The sequence below is a fragment of the Yinghuangia aomiensis genome (assembly GCF_039542225.1).
In the GTDB taxonomy this organism is placed as follows: domain Bacteria; phylum Actinomycetota; class Actinomycetes; order Streptomycetales; family Streptomycetaceae; genus Yinghuangia; species Yinghuangia aomiensis.
In genome coordinates this window covers 174051-196465 of sequence record NZ_BAABHS010000004.1, presented here as the reverse complement: position 1 = coordinate 196465, position 22415 = coordinate 174051, and the positions used below count along the sequence as shown (strand labels likewise).

The window sequence follows — 22415 nt, the reverse complement described above, 5'->3', positions numbered from 1 at the left end:
CCTGAGGACATGAGCAAGAAGAACAGCGACGGCAAGCGCACCGCACGCGACCGCATGGCGGCGGAGCGAGCCCGCCGGCAGGCCGCGGACAAGCGCAAGCGGGCGTTGATCATCGGGGGATCCGTGGTCGCGGTCCTCGCCGTCGCCGCCACCATCGGCATCGTGGTCGGCAACAACAAGTCCGACAGCAACAACAGCGGCTGGTCCGCCGCCGCGAGCCAGCCGCTCAAGGCGCCCGCCGGCGTCAACGGCACCGTCATCTCGTACGGCAGCAACCCCAACGCCCCGGTCATGACCGTGTACGAGGACTTCCGCTGCCCGATCTGCGACCAGGTCGAAGGCAAGCTCGGCGGCACCATCCAGGAAATGGCCGACGCCGGCACCATCCGCGTCGACTACCACATCGCGTCGTTCCTCGACCGCAACCTCGGCGGCAACGGCTCCAAGTACGCCGCCAACGCCGCCGCCTGCGCGGTCGACGCGGGCAAGTTCAAGCAGTACCACGACGTGCTCTACGCGAACCAGCCCGACGAGACCAGCGACAAATTCGGCAACAAGGCCTACCTGCTCGAACTGGCGAGCAAGGTCGACGGCCTGCGCAGCCCGACCTTCGACGCATGCGTCAACAACCTGACCTACGCTCCGTGGGTGAAGGCCTCGCAGGAGGACTTCAACAACGCCAAGGTCGGCGACCAGCAGGTCACCGGAACCCCGACCATCGCCATGAACAACAAGAAGCTCGACTACGTCAGTGCCGACAAGAAGTCGATCATGGCCCCCGACGTCTTCAAGGCGCAGGTGGAGCAGATCATCGCCGGCATGAACGCGGCCCCGTCCGCGACCCCCGCCCCGTAAGCCCGCCCGCGGCCCGGGCGGGCGGCGCGCGGCGGCCGGCCTCGACCGGCTCCTCGCCCTCCACCCGGGCCGCGGCACGTGTACCGTCGTGCCTGCCATGGACCTCGCATACATCCCCAGCCCGTCCCGCGGTGTCATCCACCTGGGACCGCTGCCGCTCCGCGGCTACGCCCTGTGCATCATCATCGGCGTCGTCATCGCCATCTGGCTCGGCGAACGCCGCTGGGCCGCGCGCGGCGGCCGGCACGGCACCGTCATGGACATCGCCGTGTGGGCGGTTCCGTTCGGCCTCATCGGCGGACGGCTGTACCACGTCTTCACGACGCCCGAGCCGTACTTCGGCAAGGACGGCGACCCGCTCCAGGCCTTCGCCATCTGGAAGGGCGGCCTCGGCATCTGGGGCGCCATCCTGCTCGGCGGCGTCGGCGCCTGGATCGCCTGCCGGCGGCGCGGCATCCCGCTGCCCGCGATGGCCGACGCGATCGCCCCGGGCATCGTGCTCGCGCAGGCGGTGGGGCGCTGGGGGAACTGGTTCAACCAGGAGCTGTACGGCAAGCGGACCGACCTGCCGTGGGCGCTGAAGATCGACGCCGCGCACAGCCCGGACGGGGTCGCGGGGACCTTCCACCCGACGTTCCTGTACGAGTCGCTGTGGTGCATCGGCGTGGCGCTGCTCGTGCTGTGGGCGGACAAGCGGTTCACGCTCGGGCACGGGCGGGCGTTCGCGCTGTACGTGGCGGCGTACACGGTCGGCCGGTTCTGGTTCGAGTACCTGCGGATCGACGAAGCCGAGCACGTCCTGGGCATGCGGCTGAACAACTGGACGTCGATCCTGGTCTTCCTCGGCGCGGTCGCGTACATCGTGGTCTCCGCGCGGAAGCGCCCCGGCCGCGAGGCGCCGGAGACGCTCCGCGGGACGCGGGTGTACCCGGAGGACGAAGAGGACGCGGCTCCGGTGGTGCTGGAGAAGGCGGACGGCAAGGCTCAGGACGAGCCCGAGGACCGGGCCGAGGTCCGGGCCGAGGTCCGGGCCGAGGACGAGCCCGAGGACAAGCCCGAGGACCGGGCCGTGGACGAGGGTGCCGACGAGCCCGGGCCCGAGGCGGAGCCCGAGCCGGAGGACGAGGCCGGGGAAGGCGCCAAGGCCGGCGGCGGGAAGACCGCGCGGAACACCAAGGCCTGACGGTCCGTCCACAGGCTTGGTTGCGGGGGTGGGGGTGGTGCGGCCACCCTCGGGCGTTGCCGGGGGCGGTCTCATTTGACTGGGTCAAAGTCTTGCCAGGAGTGCTCTGACCTGCGCGTTTGGGCAGCCTTCCCTTGCTGGTGGGGGTGCCCTGCGGCACGGTAGCGTCAAGGGACCACACCGCGGAGGAAGGCCCGACGTTGACGAGCATCGGTGAGATAGACGCGCGCTCCGAGGCGCCCGAACCGCTTGCCGCCGACCCCGGGGCAGCCTCCGAGGCCGGCCTCGGAGCCGTCTCCGAACCGGAGATCGACCACACCCACCGCGACATCGCGGGGGGCTGGCTGCGGCCCGCGGTGTTCGGCGCGATGGACGGCCTGCTCTCCAACTTCGCGCTGATCGCGGGCGTCGCGGGAAGCGACGCCACCGCGAAGACGATCGCCGTCACCGGCCTCGCCGGCCTGGCCGGCGGCGCGTTCTCGATGGCCGCGGGGGAGTACACCTCGGTCGCGTCGCAGTCCGAGCTGGCCAAGGCCGAGGTGGAGGTCGAGCGCCGCGAGCTGGTCCGCGCGCCCGAGGCGGAGATGCGCGAACTCGCCGAGATCTACGTCGCCCGCGGCCTCGACGAGGACCTCGCCTTCGAGGTCGCCCGCCAGCTCTCCCGCGACCCGGAACTCGCCCTCGAAGTCCACGCGCGCGAAGAACTCGGCGTCGACCCGCACGACCTGCCGTCGCCCTGGGTGGCCGCCGGATCCTCGTTCCTCTTCTTCGCCGTCGGCGCGCTGCTGCCCCTGCTGCCCTACCTGCTCGGCGCGACCGCGCTGTGGCCCGCGCTGATCCTCACCGGCATCGGCCTGTTCGTCGCGGGCGCCGTCGTGTCGAAGGTCACCGCCCGGCCGTGGTGGTTCGGCGGCCTGCGCCAGCTCCTCCTCGGCGCCGCGGCGGGAGGCCTCACCTACCTCCTCGGCATGGCCATCGGGCAGGGCCTCGGCTGATTCCCGCCGGGCCCGACCTGCGTCCCCGCCCGATCGCGGCGGGCTTCGGCCGCTTGTGAGACATCCGTAACACCGCCGTCACCGGCATACGCCGACCCGCGACCGAAAACGATCACCTTCGGTACGAAGCGCGACCGTTTCGGTGAACGGGTCGCCGGGAATGAGCCCTGGGCGCGGAGGCGGCGGTGGCAGCCGGTCGGACACCGGCCCCCGGAACGACCCCGGATCCCCCACGGATCCACCCAAGGTGTCCGAATTCCGAGACAACGGTGTCTTGTGTTCCGGATGCCACAACTGATCGTGTAACCTGCACGAAATCGCAGAGGGCCAACGTCGTCCCTGTTGCGCACCACACGCCACGACGACGACGGGAGCGCCCATGCTTCCTGCTTCTGCCACCCCCCGCGGCCCTCTCTTCTCCGCCATTCCCGCGGCCCAGGGCCTGTACGACCCGAAGAACGAGCACGACGCCTGCGGTGTCGGTTTCGTCGCGACGCTCACCGGCGAGCCCAGCCACGACATCGTCCAGCAGGCCCTCACCGTGCTGCGCAACATGGAGCACCGCGGCGCCACCGGCGCCGAACCGGACACCGGCGACGGCGCCGGCATCCTCACCCAGATCCCGGACGCGTTCTTCCGCGCCGTCTCCGGCATCGACCTCCCCGCGCACGGCTCCTACGCGGCCGGCCTCGCCTTCCTGCCGGACGACGACGTCCACGCGGGCCGCGCCAAGTCGTCCATCGAGCGCATCGCCGCCGAAGAAGGCCTCAAGGTCCTCGGCTGGCGCGACGTCCCGACCACCCCCGAGCTGGTCGGCACCACCGCCCGCGCCACGATGCCGCGGTTCGCCCAGGTCTTCGTCGCCGACGCCACCGCCACCCGGTCCGGCGTCGAGCTGGACCGCCTGGCGTTCTGCCTGCGCAAGCGCGCCGAGCGCGAGGTCGAGGTCTACTTCGCCTCCCTCTCCGCCCGGACCCTGGTCTACAAGGGCATGCTGACCACCGGCCAGCTGGAGCCGTTCTTCCCCGACCTGTCCGACCGGCGCTTCGCGTCCGCGATCGGCCTCGTCCACTCGCGGTTCTCCACCAACACGTTCCCGGCCTGGCCGCTCGCCCACCCCTACCGGTTCATCGCCCACAACGGCGAGATCAACACCGTCATGGGCAACCGCAACTGGATGGCCGCGCGCGAGTCGATGCTCGCCACCGACCTCATCCCCGGCGACCTGTCCCGGCTGTTCCCGATCTGCACCCCCGGCGCGTCCGACTCGGCGTCCTTCGACGAGGTCCTCGAACTCGTCCACCTCGGCGGCCGCAGCCTCCCGCACGCGGTCCTCATGATGATCCCGGAGGCCTGGGAGAACCACGCCTCCATGGACGCCGCCCGCCGCGACTTCTACCGCTTCCACGGCACCGTCATGGAGCCCTGGGACGGCCCCGCCTGCGTCACCTTCACCGACGGCACCCAGATCGGCGCGGTCCTCGACCGCAACGGCCTGCGCCCGTCCCGCTACTGGGTGACCGACGACGGCCTCGTCGTGCTGTCCTCCGAGGTCGGCGTCCTCGACATCGACCCGGCGAAGATCGTCCGCAAGGGCCGCCTCCAGCCCGGCCGCATGTTCCTCGTCGACACCGCGGCCCACCGCATCGTCGAGGACGACGAGATCAAGTCCGCGCTCGCCGCCGAACACCCGTACGGCGACTGGCTGCACGCCGGCCTCATCAACCTCGGCGACCTGCCCGAGCGCGAACACGTCGTGCACACCCACGCGTCCGTCACCCGCCGCCAGCAGACCTTCGGCTACACCGAGGAAGAACTCCGCGTCATCCTCGCCCCGATGGCCCGCATGGGCGGCGAACCCCTCGGCTCCATGGGCACCGACAGCCCGATCGCCGCGCTGTCCGAGAAGCCCCGCCTGCTGTTCGACTACTTCGTGCAACTGTTCGCGCAGGTCACCAACCCGCCGCTGGACGCCATCCGGGAAGAACTCGTCACCTCCCTCGGCAGCTTCGTCGGCCCGGAGGGCAACCTCCTCGACCCGACCCCGGCCGCCTGCCGCAACGTCGTCCTGCCGTTCCCGGTCATCGACAACGACGAGCTCGCCAAGCTCATCCACATCAACGCCGACGGCGACCAGCCCGGCCTCAAGGCCGTCACCATCTCCGGCCTCTACCCCGTCGACGGCGGCGGCGACGCGCTCGGCAAGCGCCTCGAAGAGATCCGCGCCGAAGCCACCACCGCCATCGCCGACGGCGCCCGCATCATCGTGCTGTCCGACCGGCACTCCGACGCCGAGCACGCGCCGATCCCGTCGCTGCTGCTCACCAGCGCCGTCCACCACCACCTGATCCGCACCAAGACCCGCACCAAGGTCGGCCTCATCGTCGAGGCCGGCGACGTGCGCGAGGTCCACCACATCGCCCTGCTCATCGGCTACGGTGCCGCGGGCGTCAACCCGTACCTCGCCATGGAGTCCGTCGAAGACCTCGTCCGCGAAGGCGTGTTCCTCCAGGACATCGCCGCCGAGAAGGCCATCGCGAACCTCATCAAGGCGCTCGGCAAGGGCGTCCTGAAGGTCATGTCCAAGATGGGCATCTCCACCGTGTCGTCGTACCGCGGCGCGCAGGTCTTCGAAGCGATCGGCCTCTCCGACGGCGTCGTCGCCGAGTACTTCACCGGCACGACCAGCAAGCTCGGCGGCGTCGACCTCGGCGTCATCGCCCGCGAGGTCGCCCAGCGGCACGCCAAGGCCTACCCGCCCAGCGGCATCGCCCCGTCCCACCGCCGCCTCGAAATCGGCGGCGAATACCAGTGGCGCCGCGAAGGCGAACCGCACCTGTTCGACCCCGAGACGGTCTTCCGCCTCCAGCACTCCACCCGCACGCGCCGCTACGACATCTTCAAGAAGTACACGCAGCGCGTCGACGAGCAGTCCGAGCGCCTCATGACGCTCCGCGGCCTCTTCACGTTCAAGGACGCCCGCACCCCCATCTCCATCGACGAGGTCGAACCCGTCAGCGAGATCGTCAAGCGGTTCTCCACCGGCGCCATGTCCTACGGCTCCATCTCCATGGAGGCCCACCAGACCCTCGCCATCGCGATGAACCAGCTCGGCGGCAAGTCCAACACCGGCGAAGGCGGCGAAGACCCCGAGCGCCTCCACGACCCCGCCCGCCGCTCGGCGATCAAGCAGGTCGCGTCCGGCCGCTTCGGCGTCACCTCCGAATACCTCGTCAACGCCGACGACATCCAGATCAAGATGGCCCAGGGCGCCAAGCCCGGCGAAGGCGGCCAACTGCCCGGCCACAAGGTCTACCCGTGGGTCGCCAAGACCCGGCACTCCACGCCCGGCGTCGGCCTCATCTCGCCGCCCCCGCACCACGACATCTACTCCATCGAAGACCTCGCCCAGCTCATCCACGACCTCAAGAACGCCAACCCCCAGGCGCGCATCCACGTGAAGCTCGTCGCCGAGGTCGGCGTCGGAACGGTCGCGGCGGGCGTCAGCAAGGCCCACGCCGACGTCGTCCTCATCTCCGGCCACGACGGCGGCACCGGCGCCTCCCCGCTCACCTCCCTCAAGCACGCGGGCGGCCCCTGGGAACTCGGCCTCGCCGAAACCCAGCAGACCCTGCTGCTCAACGGCCTCCGCGACCGCATCGTCGTGCAGACCGACGGCCAGCTCAAGACCGGCCGCGACGTCGTCGTCGCCGCCCTCCTCGGCGCCGAGGAATACGGCTTCGCCACCGCACCGCTCGTCGTGTCCGGCTGCATCATGATGCGCGTCTGCCACCTCGACACCTGCCCGGTCGGCGTCGCCACCCAGAACCCCGAGCTGCGCTCCCGGTTCTCCGGCAAGGCCGAATTCGTCGTCAACTTCTTCGAGTTCATCGCCGAAGAAGTCCGCGAACACCTCGCCGCCCTCGGCTTCCGCAGCCTCGACGAAGCCATCGGACACGCCGAACTCCTCGACACCACCGCCGCCGTCGACCACTGGAAGGCCGCCGGCCTCGACCTGGCCCCGCTCTTCCACGTCCCGGCACTCCCCGAGGGCGCGTCCCTGCACCGCACCACCGCCCAGGACCACGGACTCGCCAAGGCACTCGACAACCAGCTCATCGAACTGGCCGCCGACGCCCTCGACAACGGCGAACCCGTCCGCATCCAGCTCCCCGTGCAGAACATCAACCGCACCGTCGGCACGATGCTCGGCCACGAGGTCACCAAGCGGTACCGCGGCGCGGGCCTCCCCGACGACACCATCGACATCACCCTCACCGGCTCCGCAGGCCAGTCCTTCGGCGCCTTCGTCCCGCGCGGCATCACCCTGCGCCTCGAAGGCGACGGCAACGACTACGTCGGCAAGGGCCTCTCCGGCGGCCGCATCATCGTCCGCCCCGCCCGCACCGCCACTTTCGCCGCCGAAGACAACGTCATCGCCGGCAACACCATCGCCTACGGCGCCACCGGCGGCGAAATACTCCTCCGCGGCCGAGTCGGCGAACGCTTCTGCGTCCGCAACTCCGGCGCCACCGTCGTCTCCGAAGGCGTCGGCGACCACGGCTGCGAATACATGACCGGCGGCACAGCCGTCGTCCTCGGCCCCACCGGACGCAACTTCGCGGCCGGCATGTCCGGCGGCGTCGCCTACCTCCTCGACCTCGACCCGGCCCACGTCAACACCGAACTCGCCGGCATCGAAGAACTCGACGACACCGACCGGCAGACGCTGCACGACGTCGTGCGGCGCCACCACGAGGAGACCGGATCCGCCGTCGCGGAAGCCCTCCTCGCCGACTGGGACACGTCGTCCCGGCGCTTCGGCAAGATCATGCCGAGGGACTACAAGGCAGTGCTCGCCGCCAAGGACGCCGCCGAGCAGGCCGGACTCACCGAGTCCGAGACCGTCCAGAAGATGATGGAGGCGGCACATGGCTGACCCGAAGGGATTCCTCACCACCCCCCAGCAGCACGGCGTCCGTCGCCCCGTCGACGTCCGCCTCCGCGACTGGAAGGAGGTGTACGAGGAGCGCACCCTGCTCCCGATCATCACCAAGCAGGCCGGCCGCTGCATGGACTGCGGCATCCCCTTCTGCCACAACGGCTGCCCCCTCGGAAACCTCATCCCCGAGTGGAACGACCTCACCTGGCGCGAAGACTGGGAGGGCGCCGCCGAACGCCTCCACGCCACCAACAACTTCCCCGAATTCACCGGGCGCCTCTGCCCGGCCCCGTGCGAAGCCGCGTGCGTGCTCGGCATCAACCAGCCCGCCGTCACCATCAAGAACGTCGAGGTGTCGATCATCGACCGGGCCTGGGACGACGGCAACGTCGCCCCCCAGCCGCCCGAGCGCCTCTCCGGCAAGACCGTCGCCGTCATCGGCTCCGGCCCCGCCGGCCTCGCCGCCGCCCAGCAGCTCACCCGCGCCGGCCACACCGTCGCCGTCTACGAACGCGCCGACCGCATCGGCGGACTGCTCCGCTACGGCATCCCCGAGTTCAAGATGGAGAAGCGCCACATCAACCGCCGCATCGAGCAGATGCGCGCGGAAGGCACCAAGTTCTACACCGGCATGCAGATCGGCACCGACGTCGACGCCGCCAAGCTCCGCAACCGCTACGACGCCGTCGTCGTCGCCGCGGGCGCCACCGCCTGGCGCGACCTGCCCGCCCCCGGCCGCGAACTCGGCGGCATCCACCAGGCCATGGAATACCTGCCCTACGCCAACAAGGTGCAGGAAGGCGACCTCGTCACCTCGCCGATCGACGTGCAAGGCAAGCACGTCGTCATCATCGGCGGCGGCGACACCGGCGCGGACTGCCTCGGCACCGCACACCGCCAAGGCGCCGCCTCGGTCACCCAGCTGGAGATCATGCCCCGGCCGCCGGAGGAGCGCCCCGACAGCCAGCCGTGGCCGACCTACCCGATGACCTACCGCGTCGCCAGCGCCCACGAAGAAGGCGGCGAACGCGTCTACGCCGTCAACACCCTCGAATTCGCCGGCGGCGAAGACGGCCGCGTCCGCGCGCTGCGCATCGTCGACGTCGAAATGGTCGACGGCCGGTTCCAGCCGGTCGAGGGGACCGAACGCGAAATCCCCGCCGACTACGTCTTCCTCGCCATGGGCTTCGTCGGCACCGACCGGGCCAACGGCCTCGTCGAACAGCTCGGCCTCGCCCTCGACGAACGCGGCAACATCGCCCGCGACGGCGCCTACGCCACCAACGTCGGCGGCGTCTTCGCGGCCGGCGACGCCGGCCGCGGCCAGTCCCTCATCGTCTGGGCCATCGCCGAAGGCCGCTCCTGCGCCGCCGAGGTCGACGCCTGGCTCACCGGCAGCACCAACCTGCCGCGGCCGATCAAGCCGACCGACCGGCAACTGCTGGTCTGACAGCTCCCTGCCGGACGGGGCCTCTCGCAGGCCCCGCCCGGCGCCCGGCGCCGCCCTCCCTCGGGCGCGCCGGCCCGCTCGCCTCGCCACCCACCCTCACCACCGTGCGCCCCCGGAACCCCGGTCGGGCGGACGGACCGCAGAACCAACCAGGGCCCCTGTGTCGTTATTCACGGCACGGGGGCCTTGTCTGTGTGCGGTTCCCGTACTGTTCAACAGAATGTTGACGAACCTTTAGCGGCAAACCGGACACCGCTGACTCGTTACTTTCCGGTAGGAATTAGGGTTGACCCATGCGTCGAGCGAAGATTGTCTGCACCCTGGGCCCAGCGACCAACAGCTACGAGCAGATCCGCACGCTCGTGGACGCAGGCATGGACGTAGCCCGCTTCAACCTCAGCCACGGCTCCTACGCCGAACACGAGGAGCGCTACCACCGAGTCCGCAAGGCCTCCGACGAGTCCGGCCGCAGCGTCGGCATCCTCATGGACCTCCAAGGCCCCAAGATCCGGCTCGGCAACTTCGCCGAAGGCCCCGTCCTCCTCGAACGCGGCGACGAATTCACCATCACCACCGACGAGGTCCCCGGCGACCGCAACGAGGTCTCCACCACCTACAAGGGCCTCCCCGGCGACGTCGCCAAGGGCGAACGCATCCTCGTCGACGACGGCCGCGTCACCCTCGAAGTGACCGACGTCGAAGGACCCCGCGTCCACACCATGGTCATCGAAGGCGGCATGGTCTCCGACCACAAGGGGCTCAACCTCCCCGGCGTGGCCGTCAGCGTCCCCGCACTGTCCGACAAGGACATGGAAGACCTCCGCTGGGCACTCCGCCTGCGCTGCGACCTCATCGCGCTCTCCTTCGTCCGCAGCGCCGCGGACATCGAAGAAGTCCACCGCATCATGGACGAGATCGGCTACCACGTCCCGGTCATCGCCAAGATCGAGAAGCCGCAGGCCGTCGCCAACCTCGAAGGCATCGTCGAAGCCTTCGACGCCATCATGGTCGCCCGCGGCGACCTCGGCGTCGAAATGCCCCTCGAACAGGTCCCGCTCGTCCAGAAGCGCTGCATCACCCTCGCACGGGCCAACGCCAAGCCGGTCATCGTCGCCACCCAGATGCTCGACTCGATGATCAGCGCCTCGCGGCCGACCCGCGCCGAGGCCTCCGACGTCGCCAACGCGGTGCTCGACGGCACCGACGCCGTGATGCTCTCCGGCGAGACCTCGGTCGGCAAGTACCCGATCGAGACCGTCAAGACGATGGCGCGGATCATCACCGCCGCCGAGGAGTCCTCCGCCCTCAAGGAAGAACTCCGCAGCCTCCCCGAGCCGCGCACCCAGGGCGGTGTCATCGCCTCCGCCGCGGCCGAGATCGGCGAGCGCCTCGGCGCCAAGTACCTCGTCGCCTTCACCCAGTCCGGCGACACCGCCCGGCGGCTCTCCCGCTACCGGCCGATGATCCCGACCCTGGCCTTCACCCCGGAGCCGTCGGTCCGCAGCCAGCTGTCGCTGACCTGGGGCGTGGAGACCTTCCTCGGCGAACTCTGCGAGCACACCGACGAGATGGTCCGCCAGGTCGACGCCGCCCTCCTGGAGATCGGCCGCTGCCGCCCCGGCGACGTGGTCATCATCACGGCCGGCTCCCCGCCGGGCGTGCCGGGGTCGACCAACATGATCCGCGTGCACCACATAGGAGAAATGCTCGGCAAGTAGACCTCCGCCGACACGAACACACCGACGGGCCCCGAGACTTCGGTCTCGGGGCCCGTCGGTGTGTGCGGACGGTCAGTACTTGGGGCCGACGTGGCGGTCCATGAGAGCGACGGAGTCGCGGCGGGCTATGGAGATGTTGCGCTTGTCCGTGTGCCGCCACTGAACCCCGAGCGAGTCGAGGGTCGTGGTCATGATCCCCATGATGTCGGTGGACGCGTTGGTGAACATGTAGCGCGGGTACTCGTAGCGCTTGGTCTGGCCGGCGACGGTGCGGGTGGTCCAGTTGGTGAAGCGGGACCCGTCGGAGTGGATGAGGCCGCGGACCAGTGGCCACCGGTGGTCGTTGAGGATCTCGTGCTGCCAGTCGGCGAGTTCGATCTTTCGGTGGTGCTTCGGGCCGGGGCCGTGCTGGGGGAAGAGGCACGGCCAGTGTTTCCACAGCGAGGTCACCGAGTGGCAGCCTTGCTGCGGGACGCGGAACACGCGGCCTTCCGGCCGGACCGCGCGCATTGCGGCCTCGCACTCGTCCATGAGCCCGGGCCAGGTGTTTCCGCAGGCGATGCGCAGGCCGTGGACGCCGCGGCGGTAGCTGCTGATGCAGCCGTCGCCGAGATAGAGGCCGAGCAAGTAGGCGTAGCCGCTCGGCGAGTTGGGCAGCTCGGGTGAGTCCTGGCAGCGGATGCAACCAGGTGATCGTTTCGGCTCCGGGTGTGCGCGCCAGTAGCGGATGGTGGCATGGGCGATGCCCATTTCGCGGCTCACCGAGAGCATGCTGCGGCCTTGGGCGAGGAGGGTGAGCGCTTGGCGGCGCGTGGTGATGTCGTGCATGAGGCCACGATGAAACGTCGTCGAACGCATGTCCGGAAAACGCGAGAGGATCACTCGGATGGCCGAGTGATCCTCTTCACTGGTGCCCCGGGTCGGATTCGAACCGACACTGTATGGGTTTTGAATCCATGGCCTCTGCCGTTGGGCTACCGGGGCATGGTATGACGTACAACTCCCACGTGGCTGTCGAGGCGAGCCTCGACGACGCTCACCTTACCGCCTCTCGGTACCCTTCTGCCTGCAGGTATCGCCCCGAGGTAGGAGTGCCGTGACGTCAGCCGCGCAGTCGCAGGAGTCCTCGGTCATCCGTGTCGTGATCGCGGAGGACGAGGCGCTGATCCGGCTGGATCTGAAGGAGATGCTGGAGGAGGAGGGCTACCGGGTCGTCGGCGAGGCCGGGGACGGGGCGACGGCGGTGCGGTTGGTCGAGGACCATCGGCCGGATCTGGTCATTCTGGACGTGAAGATGCCGATCCTGGACGGGATCTCGGCTGCCGAGCAGATCGCCGGGGCCCGGTTGGCGCCCGTGCTGATGCTGACCGCTTTTTCGCAGCGGGAATTGGTGGAACGGGCCCGGGATGCCGGGGCGATGGCATACCTGGTGAAGCCGTTTACCAAGGGTGACCTCGTTCCGGCAATCGAGATGGCCGTTTCGAGGTTTACCGAACTCGCCGCATTGGAGCGCGAGGTCCAGGGCCTGACGCAGCGTCTGGAGACCCGGAAGCTGGTCGATCGGGCCAAGTCGGTGCTCCAGGAGCGGTACGGACTGTCCGAACCCGAGGCTTTCCGGTGGATCCAGAAGACCTCGATGGACCGCCGGCTGTCCATGCAGGCCGTGGCCGAAGCCGTGGTCAGCGGGGGCGATGTGGGCGAATAGGCCCCGCTTTTCGCGCGTAGACCCCATTAGGCCGCCCCGATACGACCGTATCGGGGCGGTTTTGTCGTGCTTAGCAGATCCGTGCCGGTTTCGTGGGCGATCTGAGGTTCCTCTGAGGTTTCGGGAACCGGTTCCGCAGGTTTGATTACGGGCGCATCACATCTCATGACGTGGACTTCTGCGCCGTGACTCGCGAGGGCTACATTTCGGCGCACCCGTGCAGCAACGCGCGGGATCGGGACAGCGTTTTTCACTGCTTTTCAGGCATCACACTCAAGGGGTTGGGCTGTGCTGAAGCGAAGCATGATCAAAATCGCGCTGCCAGTCGTGGCATCGGCACTTGTGCTTAGTGCCTGTAGCAGCGATGACGGCGACGACGGCAAGACGTACACCATCGGTTTCCAGGCGGGTCTTTCGGGCGAGAACGCCCAGCTGGGCATCAACGAGTACAACGGTGCGAAGCTGGCCGTCGACCAGGCCAACGCCTCGGGCAAGCTCCCGTTCAAGCTCAAGCTGGAGAAGTCCGACGACGAGGCTTCGGAGAGCAAGTCGCCTGCGGCTGCCCAGAAGCTGATCGACAACAGCAAGGTCCTCGCGGTCGTCGGCCCCGCGTTCTCGGGACCGACCAAGGCGTCGGGCAAGCTGTACGCCGCGGCGAAGCTCGCGACGGTCTCGCCGTCCGCGACGAACCCGGCGCTCACCGACCCGGCGAACGGCTTCACGTCGCTGCTGCGCGGTGTGCCGAACGACTTCGCGCAGGGCGGCGGTATGGCCACCTACTACGCGCAGAAGCTGAAGCTGAAGAAGGTCCTCGTCGTCGACGACAAGTCGGAGTACGGCGTGGGCTTGGGCGGTGTGGCGGCCACCGAGCTGAAGAAGGCCGGCGTCGAGGTGGTCACGGAGTCGGTGCCGAAGGGCACCCCGGACTACACGTCGGCGGCGACGAAGGTGAAGAACGCGGGTGTGGACGGCATGGTTTACGCCGGCTACTACCAGGACGCCGCGCCGTTCGCGAAGAAGCTGAAGGAACAGGGCGTCTCCATACCGATCATCTCGGGTGACGGCACCAACGACCCGAAGTTCATCGAGTTGGCGGGCGACGCCTCGAACAACTGGTACCTGACCTGCCCGTGCACGGACGCGAACGTGGAGGCGGCGACGAAGCAGTTCACCGCCGACTACACGAAGGCGTTCAACACGGCGCCGAGCACCTACTCGGCGGAGTCGTTCGACCTGACGAACATGGTCATCGAGCAGATCAAGGGCTTGGACGCGGCGGGCACGAAGATCACCCGCGAGCTGATGCTCAGCAAGCTCAAGACGGCGGAGTACAAGGGTCTGACGAAGACCTTCAAGTTCGACGAGAAGGGCGAGTTCGCGGGCGCGGGCATCTACCTGTACCAGGTGAAGTCCGGGAAGATCGAGTACGAGGGCAACATCGAGCAGTTGGCCAAGAGCTGACGCCGGCTTAGCAGTCGAATCTTCGTCCGTGGATGCGGGGCTCGGGTCCGGAACCGCCGGGTCCGGGCCCCGCGCCGTTTGTGCCGGGTTGTGGAGTCCGATCGACTCTCCCGTCTCAGGAAGCCTTCGCAATGATCAGTTCTGAGTTCTGGGACTATCTGATCCCAGGGATCGCACTCGGCGCTTTGTACGCCGTGATCGCGATCGGGTACACGTTGGTGTACGGCGTACTTCAGCTCATCAACTTCGCGCACAGCGAGGTGTTCATGATGGGCGCGTTCGCGTCGCTGCTGGTGTTGACCGGTATCGACGCCTCCCATCCGTCGGCGGCGATGTCGGTGCTGCTGGTCGCGGTGGGCATGCTGGCGGCCGCGTCGGCGGGGGCGGGCACGGCGTTCGCGTTGGAGAAGGTGGCGTACCGGCCGCTGAGGCGGCGGAACGCGCCGCGGCTGGCGTTTCTGATCAGTGCGATCGGCGCGTCGTTCTTCTTGCAGAACCTGGCCGGGAAGATGTTCGGCCACGACTCGAAGTCGATGCCGGAACTCTTCCGGAACAAGAAGGTGTTCTCGGTCTTCGGCGCGCAGGTGACGGTGCTTCAGCTGCTGATCCTGGGTACCGCGGTGGCCATGATGCTGGCGCTGGACCTTCTGGTGAACCGCACGAAGATGGGTGCGGGGATCCGGGCGGTGGCGCAGGACGCCGAGACGGCGAGCCTGATGGGCGTGGACATCGACCGGGTGGTGTCGCGGACGTTCCTGGTCGGCGGGTTCATGGGCGGGGTCGCGGGTTTCCTGTTCGGGATGAACTCGCAGGTGGTGTTCACGATGGGCTTCGCGCCGGGTATCACGGCGTTCGCGGCGGCGGTGGTCGGCGGGATCGGCAACATCCGTGGGGCGATGATCGGCGGGATGCTGCTGGGGATCGTGGAGAGCTTTTCGAGTTGGCAGCTCGGGGAAGAGTGGCGGTATGTGAGTGCGTTCGCCGCGCTGGTGCTGGTGCTGATGTTCCGGCCGACGGGCATTCTGGGTGAGCGCCTGGGGAGGTCCGCATGAGCGGGACGACGGTTGAAGCGCCGGCCCGGTCGGAGACGGCGCGGCGGATTGCGGCGCTGCGTACGCCGAAGTGGTATCAGAACGCACGGTGGACGCGTCTGGGCGGACTCTTGTTCGCCGGGATCGTGTTGACGCTGATGTTCGGCGAGCAGGGCAGCGTCGACGATGTGTTCTTCGCGTTGAAGCAGTTGTACGAGGACCCGCTGCCGACGCTGATGTGGCTCGTGCTGATGACCGCGGTCTGGGCGTTCATGGAGTTCGGGGCGCCGTTGCGGGAGCGGGCGCGGCCCGTGCTGGAGGCGGTCGGGGCGCGGCAGAAGCAGGCGGGTTCGGTGGTGCGGTCGGGGGTGGCGCGGCCTGTGGTGAAGTGGCCGTTGCTGGCTGCGGGTGGGCTCGTGCTGGTGCTGCTTCCGGAGTTCCTGGCGACCTACTGGCAGCAGATTCTGGTCGGTGAGATCGCGATTTATGTGCTGCTGGCCGTGGGTTTGAACGTGGTGGTCGGCTGGGCGGGTCTGCTGGATCTGGGGTTCATCGCGTTCTTCGCGGTGGGTGCGTACAGCTCGGCGTATTGGACGGGTTCGCTGCCGGTGGATCCGCCGGTGAAGTTGACGCCGTTCCTGGTGATTCCGGTGGCGATGCTCACGTGTCTGCTGGCGGGGCTGTTGCTGGGTGCGCCGACGCTGCGGCTGCGCGGTGACTATCTGGCGATTGTGACGCTGGGGTTCCACGAGATCATCTATCTGGTGGCAAAGAACCGCGAGGATTTCACGAACGGTCCGCGCGGGGTGATCGGTGTGCCGCCGTTCAAGTTGGACTTGGGGTTCTGGTCGTACACGTGGGGTGATTCGGGTCTGAGTCCGAAGCAGTACTGGTGGCTGATCCTGGTGCTGGGCGGGTTGTTGATCTTCCTGTTCCGGCGGTTGGAGCATTCGCGGGTGGGCCGGGCGTGGACGGCGATCCGGGAGGACGAGGTCGCGGCGGCGGCGAACGGCGTGAACACGGTGAAGTACAAGCTGATGGCGTTTGCCATCGGTGCGTCGACGTCGGGTATCGCGGGTGTCGTGTACGCGTCGAAGATCGGGTCGTTCTCGCCTGAGTCGTTCATTCTCATGTACTCGGTTCTGGTGCTCGCGTATGTCATCTTCGGCGGCATGGGTTCGTTGTGGGGCGTCATTCTGGGGACGGCGTTCCTGGCGTGGTTGCCGCAGTTCCTCAAGGACTATGTGGACCCGAAGGACCGGTTCATGTACTTGGGCGCGCTGCTGGTGATCATGATGATCTACCGTCCGCAGGGCCTCATTCCGTCGCGTCGGCGCAAGCGCGAGTTGATCATGGCGAAGGAAGGCATCGGGGACGCCGACGCGATGTCCGAGCCGGTCGGCGGGAGGATCGCATGAGTGCCGCGATGGCGGAGGCGGCCGGGAAGACGGCTGCGGACACCGTGGTGAGCGTCAGCGGCCTGACGTTGCGCTTCGGTGGCCTGGTGTGCCTGTCGGATGTGGAACTGGCGTTGCGCCGTGGGGAGATCCTGGCGGTGATCGGCCCGAACGGGGCTGGGAAGACGTCGCTGTTCAATTCGCTGACGGGTGTGTACGTCCCGCAGGAAGGCAGCATCACGCTGACCGACCCGGACGGGGCGCGGCATCCGCTGCTGGGTCGGAAGACGCATGTGGTCAACCGGCTGGGTATGGCGCGGACGTTCCAGAACATCCGGCTGTTCGGGGCGCTGACGGCGTTGGAGAACGTGAAGATCGCCGCGGAGACCCGGCAGAAGTCGGGGCCGCTGGGGATCATGTTCGGGTTGCCGCACGCTCGGCGGAACGAGCGGGAGAGCGATCGGCGCGCGCACGAGCTGCTGGACTTCGTCGGTATGGCGGACAAGCTGAACGAGCTTGCCGCGTCGTTGAGTTACGGCGAGCAGCGGCGTCTGGAGATTGCGCGGGCGCTGGCCACCGATCCGCAGGTGCTGTTGCTGGACGAGCCGGCGGCGGGTACGAACCCGACGGAGAAGCTCGAACTGGCGGAGCTGATCAAGCACATCAACCGTGAGCTGGGGATCAGCGTGCTGCTGATCGAGCACGACATGCGGTTGGTGATGTCGGTGGCGGACCGCGTGACGGTGCTGAACTTCGGCAAGGTGATTGCTTCGGGCACGCCGTCGGAGGTGCAGCGGAACCGGGCCGTCGTGGAGGCGTATCTCGGTGCCGAGATGGCGCACGAGGTTCTGGACGGCGGCGATGCGGACGGTGGTGCCGTGGAAGGCGGCGTCCCGGCGGCGCGCGGGGAGGGCGAATGAGCACGACGAAGGTTCCGGATGTGGGCAGCGCGCCGTCCGCGGCCGGGAGCCAGGACACCACCGCGTTGCTGGAGTTGCGCGGCCTGGAGGTGTTCTACGGCGCGATCCAGGCGCTCAAGGGCGTCGATGTGACGGTGCGTGAGGGTGAGATCGTCACGTTGCTGGGCGCCAACGGCGCCGGCAAGACGACGACGTTGCGGACGGTTTCGGGTCTGCTGCGGCCGCGTGTGGGCGAGGTGGTGTTCGAAGGCGAGCGGATCGACGGGATCCCGGCGCACCATGTGGTGGGTTTGGGCATCGGCCATTCCCCTGAGGGGCGGCGGGTGTTCCCGACGATGACGGTGCTGGAGAACCTGCAGATGGGGGCGTACCGGTTCAAGGACGTTCCGAAGGCGGAGCTGGAGCGCGTCTACGAGCTGTTCCCGAGGCTGCACGAGCGGCGGACCCAGATGGCGGGGACGCTGTCGGGTGGTGAGCAGCAGATGCTGGCCATCGGCCGCGCGTTGATGGGGCGGCCGCGGTTGCTGCTGTTGGACGAGCCGTCGATGGGTTTGGCGCCGCTGATCGTGGCGCAGATCTTCGCGATCATCCAGGAGATCAACGCGCAGGGGACGACGGTGCTGCTGGTCGAGCAGAACGCGGCGCAGGCGCTGGCGTTGTCCGATCGCGCGTATGTGCTCGAGACGGGTTCGGTGATGATGTCGGGTCCGGCGTCGGATCTGCTGGCGGATCCGCGGGTGCGCGAGGCGTATCTGGGTGAGGGCGCGGCCTGAGCGAGGGCGGTGGGCGGGGTGTTCCGCGGGCGTCGGTCCGCGGGGCACCCCGCTTCGCGTTGTGGGCGGCGGCCTTCGGAGGTTATTGGCGGTCCCAGGTGGCTTTGGGCAGCCGTATCTCGGCGGGCGGGGCTTCGGGGGTGGCGCGGATGCGGACGGCGACGGGGACGGCGTCGGCGGGGATGTCGAACCAGTAGCTGAGTACGACGATGTTGCGGGCGCCCATCTGCTGGACTTGCTCTTGGCGTTTGATCTGCATGGGGATGTCGTCGGGGATCAGTTCGGTGCCGTCGGCCAGGACGATTTTCTGGATGCGGCTGTCGATGTTGGCGGTGACGAGCTGCTGGTTGTCGAGGCGGACGCCGACCCGGCAGAGCTGGCCGTGTGCGTAGTACTCGGCGTGGGTGCCGGTGATGTAGGCAAGGCCGCAGTGGTAGGCGGTGACCCGGACTTCGAGGAAGGCGCTTTTCACCGGGGCGGAGTCGACGACTTTGTCGCCCTCGTAGACGTAGGGGACGGAGTCTTTCGCGGTGCCGGGCCACAGCGCCGCCGCGGTTCCGGCGGCGGCGCCCGCGCCCGCGAGGAGGCCCAGGGCGGCGGTGATCGCGGTCGTCTTGCGTAATCCCATACCGAACCTCCCGCGGTGGCGGTTACTCGTTGCGGCGGATCAGGCAGCTGAGACGTGCGGTGCAGACGCGCTTGCCGGCTTCGTCGGTGATGACGATCTCGTAGGTGGCGAGCGTGCGTCCCAGGTGTACCGGGGTGGCGGTGCCGGTGACCAGACCCGAGGTCGCGGAACGGTGGTGTGTGGCGTTGATCTCGATGCCGACGGCGATGGCGTCGGGTCCGGCGTGCAGCGCGGAGCCGATGGAGCCGAGGGTCTCCGCGAGGACGCAGGACGCGCCGCCGTGCAGCAGCCCGTAGGGCTGGATGTTGCCTTCCACCGGCATGGTCGCGACCAGGCGCTGCGGGGTGGCCTCGTGCACGACGATGCCCATTTTGCTGCCGAGGGTGACGGGGAAGTCGGTGCCGAAGACCTTTCCGAGTTCGTCGACCGGCACGGGGAAATCGACGGGCGAGCCGCTGGCCATGGGTTTCTCCTGTCACGCTGGTCGTGTTCGGCCACGCGCGGGGAGGGACATGACCGGATGTGTCGGCCTACCAGCCTAGGATCTGGGGGTGGCTTCGACTGACGCACCCCAGGCTTCCGTAACCTCCAGCGCGGCGTCCGGCACCTCGTCCGGTGTCCGGCCCCGGCTGCTCCTGCTCGACGGGCACTCCTTGGCGTACCGCGCGTTCTACGCGCTGAAGGAGGCCGCGATGTCGACGGCCACGGGGCAGCCGACGCAGGCGGTGTACGGGTTCACGTCGATGCTGGCGAACGTTCTGCGGGACGAGGCGCCGACGCACCTCGGGGTGGCGTTCGACGTGTCGCGGAAGTCGTTCCGCACCGACCGGTTCCCGGACTACAAGGCCAACCGGTCGGCCACGCCGGACGAGTTCAAGGGGCAGGTCGAACTCATCGTCGAGGTCCTGGAGGCGATGGGCATCCGCACGATGCGGGTGGAGGGCTTCGAGGCCGACGACGTGATCGCGACGGTGTCGACGCAGGCCGCCGAGGAGGGCTTCGAGGTCCTCATCCTGACCGGCGACCGCGACTCGCTGCAGTTGGTCACGCCGGACGTCACGGTGCTGTATCCGATGATGGGCGTCAGCAAGCTGCACCGGTTCACGCCCGCGGCGGTGGAGGAGAAGTACCAGCTGACGCCGCAGCAGTACCCGGACTTCGCGGCGCTGCGCGGCGACCCGTCGGACAACCTGCCGGGGATTCCGGGCGTGGGGGAGAAGACCGCGGCGAAGTGGATCCGTGAGTTCGGGTCGTTCCAGGAGCTGGTGGAGCGGGCCGACGAGGTCAAGGGCAAGGCGGGGCAGAACCTGCGCGACCACTTGGAGTCGGTGAAGCTCAACCGCGAGCTGACCGAACTCGTGCGGGACGTGCCGCTGGAGGTGGCGCCGGGGGATCTGGCGCGGGTGGCGTACGACCGTCCCGAGGTCGAACGGGTGCTGGACAGCCTGGAGTTCCGCAACGACAACTTCCGCGACCGGCTGTGGGCGGTCGACCCGGGCGCGGCCGTCGCGAGTGCCGAAGAGGCCGTGGTGGTCGAGGACGGGTTCGTGCTCGACACGACGGTGCTGGAGACCGGCGAGGTCGCCGCGTGGCTGGCCGGGCACGCGTCCGGTGCGGCGCGCACCGGCGTTGCGGTGGAAGGCAGTTGGGGCCGCGGTACGGGCGCGGTGACCGGGCTGGCGTTCGCCGCCGGCGACGGCACCGCCGCGTATGTCGACCCGACCGTGCTGGACGAGGCGGACGACACCGCGCTGGCCGCGTGGCTGGCCGACCCGGAGCGGCCGAAGGCGGTGCACGACGCGAAGGGCCCGATGCTGGCGCTGCGCGCGCACGGCTGGGATCTGGACGGGGTGACGTCGGACACCGCGCTGGGCGCCTACCTGGTGCTGCCCGGCCAGCGGTCGTTCGCGCTGGAGACGCTGACGCAGCGGTTCCTGCACCGCGAGCTGAAGGTCGACGAGGCCGCCGACGGGCAGCTGGCGCTGGACATGTCGGGCGCCGAGGACGACGAGACCGCGGCCAAGGGCGAGGCGCTGATGCTCGCGGCCCGCGCGGTCGTCGACCTCGCCGACGCGCTCGACGAGCGGCTGGAGAGCCTCGGCCAGCTCAAGCTGCTGCGCGACATGGAACTGCCGCTCATGCGGGTGCTGTGCGCGATGGAAGGCCTCGGCATCGCCGCGGACCGCGAGTACCTGGACCGGCTGGAGACGCAGTTCGGTGCAGCGGTCAAGCAGGCCACCGAGCAGGCGCACACGGCGGTCGGCCGGGAGTTCAACCTCGGCTCGCCCAAGCAGCTGCAGGAGATCCTGTTCGGCGAGTTCGACCTGCCGAAGACCAAGAAGATCAAGACCGGCTACACGACCGACGCCGACGCGCTCACCTGGCTCGCCACCCAGCCGGGCATCCCGGAGCCCGCGCAGGACCTGCTCGCCGCGCTGCTGCGGCACCGCGACCAGACGAAGCTGCGGACCACCGTCGAAGGCCTGGTCAAGACGGTCACCGACGACGGGCGGATCCACACGACGTTCCACCAGACCGTCGCGGCGACCGGGCGGCTTTCGTCGTCCGATCCGAACCTGCAGAACATTCCGATCCGCACCGACGAAGGCCGCCTGATCCGCCGCTCGTTCGTGGTCGGCGAGGGCTACGAAGGCCTGATGACGGCCGACTACAGCCAGATCGAGCTGCGCATCATGGCGCACCTGTCCGACGACGAGGCGCTCATCGCGGCGTTCGCGTCCGGCGAGGACCTGCACAACACGGTCGCGTCGGCGGTGTTCGCGGTGCCGCGCGACCGGGTCGACGCGGAGATGCGGCGGAAGATCAAGGCGATGTCGTACGGGCTGGCCTACGGCCTGTCCGCGTTCGGCCTGTCGCAGCAGCTCGACATCACGCCGGACGAGGCCCGGAAGCTGATGGCGAACTACTTCGAACGCTTCGGCGGCGTACGGGACTACCTGCGCACGGTGGTCGAGGAGGCGCGGCAGACCGGCTACACGGAGACGGTGTTCGGCCGCCGCCGCTACCTTCCGGACCTGACCAGCGACAACCGGCAGCGGCGCGAGATGGCCGAGCGGATGGCGTTGAACGCGCCGATCCAGGGGTCGGCGGCGGACATCGTCAAGGTCGCGATGCTGGGCGTCGACAAGGCGCTGCGCGCGGGCGGGTTCGGGTCGCGGATACTGCTCCAGGTGCACGACGAACTCGTGCTCGAGGTCGTGCCGGGGGAGCGGGAGCGGGTCGAGGCGCTGGTGCGGGAGGAGATGGCGGGGGCTTACCCGCTGTCCGCGCCGCTGGACGTGTCGGTCGGCTTCGGTGCGACGTGGGAGGACGCCGGGCACTGAGGCCCGGCCCGCT

General features: G+C 68.9%; 16 protein-coding genes and 1 tRNA gene. 13 read left to right on the top strand and 4 right to left on the bottom strand.

From position 1 onward, the window contains the following. The first annotated feature begins 9 nt into the window (after positions 1–9). The 6 genes from ABEA93_RS07170 (at position 10) to pyk (ending at position 11143) form a co-directional block, all read left to right on the top strand. Complete coding sequence (locus tag ABEA93_RS07170; protein WP_345674456.1) at positions 10–855, top strand: DsbA family protein; 846 nt, start codon at positions 10–12, stop codon at positions 853–855. A gap of 97 nt (positions 856–952) precedes the next feature. Next, positions 953–2038, top strand: a complete 1086-nt coding sequence (lgt, locus tag ABEA93_RS07165) for a prolipoprotein diacylglyceryl transferase (RefSeq protein ID WP_345674455.1) — start codon at positions 953–955, stop codon at positions 2036–2038. A 308-nt stretch (positions 2039–2346) separates the two neighbouring features. After that, a complete protein-coding gene (locus ABEA93_RS07160) occupies positions 2347–3033 on the top strand; it encodes a VIT1/CCC1 transporter family protein (RefSeq protein ID WP_345674618.1) in 687 nt (228 codons plus the stop codon). 379 nt (positions 3034–3412) lie between these two features. Next, positions 3413–7972 (top strand): glutamate synthase large subunit, encoded by a 4560-nt coding sequence (gene gltB, locus ABEA93_RS07155; protein WP_345674454.1) that lies wholly within the window; start codon positions 3413–3415, stop codon positions 7970–7972. Further along, complete coding sequence (locus tag ABEA93_RS07150) at positions 7965–9425, top strand: glutamate synthase subunit beta (RefSeq protein ID WP_345674453.1); 1461 nt, start codon at positions 7965–7967, stop codon at positions 9423–9425. Before gltB ends, ABEA93_RS07150 begins: the two co-directional genes overlap by 8 nt. A gap of 293 nt (positions 9426–9718) precedes the next feature. Next, positions 9719–11143: a pyruvate kinase gene (gene pyk, locus ABEA93_RS07145; protein ID WP_345674452.1), complete on the top strand. Its 1425-nt coding sequence runs from the start codon at positions 9719–9721 to the stop codon at positions 11141–11143. A 72-nt stretch (positions 11144–11215) separates the two neighbouring features. Here the strand turns inward: pyk and ABEA93_RS07140 are convergent, their stop codons facing one another. Both ABEA93_RS07140 and ABEA93_RS07135 read right to left on the bottom strand, forming a co-directional pair. Then, a complete protein-coding gene (locus tag ABEA93_RS07140) occupies positions 11216–11971 on the bottom strand; it encodes a terminase gpP N-terminus-related DNA-binding protein (RefSeq protein ID WP_345674451.1) in 756 nt (251 codons plus the stop codon). A gap of 80 nt (positions 11972–12051) precedes the next feature. Next, positions 12052–12127 (bottom strand) — tRNA-Leu (locus ABEA93_RS07135). Positions 12128–12239: 112 nt separating this feature from the next. Here ABEA93_RS07135 and ABEA93_RS07130 point away from each other — a divergent pair. From ABEA93_RS07130 to ABEA93_RS07105, 6 genes are all read left to right on the top strand, one after another. Continuing rightward, a complete protein-coding gene (locus tag ABEA93_RS07130) occupies positions 12240–12848 on the top strand; it encodes an ANTAR domain-containing response regulator (RefSeq protein WP_345674450.1) in 609 nt (202 codons plus the stop codon). 327 nt (positions 12849–13175) lie between these two features. After that, positions 13176–14309: a branched-chain amino acid ABC transporter substrate-binding protein gene (locus ABEA93_RS07125; RefSeq protein WP_345674449.1), complete on the top strand. Its 1134-nt coding sequence runs from the start codon at positions 13176–13178 to the stop codon at positions 14307–14309. A gap of 131 nt (positions 14310–14440) precedes the next feature. After that, positions 14441–15361: a branched-chain amino acid ABC transporter permease gene (locus ABEA93_RS07120; RefSeq protein ID WP_345674448.1), complete on the top strand. Its 921-nt coding sequence runs from the start codon at positions 14441–14443 to the stop codon at positions 15359–15361. Next, entirely contained in the window at positions 15358–16758 is a 1401-nt protein-coding gene (locus ABEA93_RS07115; RefSeq protein ID WP_345674447.1) for a branched-chain amino acid ABC transporter permease, read from the top strand. Before ABEA93_RS07120 ends, ABEA93_RS07115 begins: the two co-directional genes overlap by 4 nt. Continuing rightward, on the top strand, positions 16755–17657 hold the full coding sequence (locus ABEA93_RS07110) for an ABC transporter ATP-binding protein (RefSeq protein ID WP_345674446.1): 903 nt from the start codon (positions 16755–16757) through the stop codon (positions 17655–17657). Before ABEA93_RS07115 ends, ABEA93_RS07110 begins: the two co-directional genes overlap by 4 nt. After that, complete coding sequence (locus ABEA93_RS07105) at positions 17654–18430, top strand: ABC transporter ATP-binding protein (RefSeq protein WP_425584855.1); 777 nt, start codon at positions 17654–17656, stop codon at positions 18428–18430. Before ABEA93_RS07110 ends, ABEA93_RS07105 begins: the two co-directional genes overlap by 4 nt. 82 nt (positions 18431–18512) lie before the next feature. On the opposite strand, the gene ABEA93_RS07100 is transcribed toward ABEA93_RS07105, so the two are convergent. Further along, positions 18513–19058 carry a hypothetical protein gene (locus tag ABEA93_RS07100; RefSeq protein WP_345674444.1) on the bottom strand — a complete coding sequence of 182 codons (546 nt, stop codon included), beginning with the start codon at positions 19056–19058 and terminating at the stop codon, positions 18513–18515. Positions 19059–19080: 22 nt separating this feature from the next. Further along, the gene (locus ABEA93_RS07095; protein WP_345674443.1) at positions 19081–19521 is read right to left on the bottom strand and encodes a PaaI family thioesterase; all 441 of its coding nucleotides are present in this window, start codon (positions 19519–19521) and stop codon (positions 19081–19083) included. An 88-nt stretch (positions 19522–19609) separates the two neighbouring features. Here ABEA93_RS07095 and polA point away from each other — a divergent pair, with 88 nt between their 5' ends. Further along, the gene (gene polA, locus ABEA93_RS07090; protein WP_425584854.1) at positions 19610–22402 is read left to right on the top strand and encodes a DNA polymerase I; all 2793 of its coding nucleotides are present in this window, start codon (positions 19610–19612) and stop codon (positions 22400–22402) included. Positions 22403–22415: the final 13 nt, after the last annotated feature.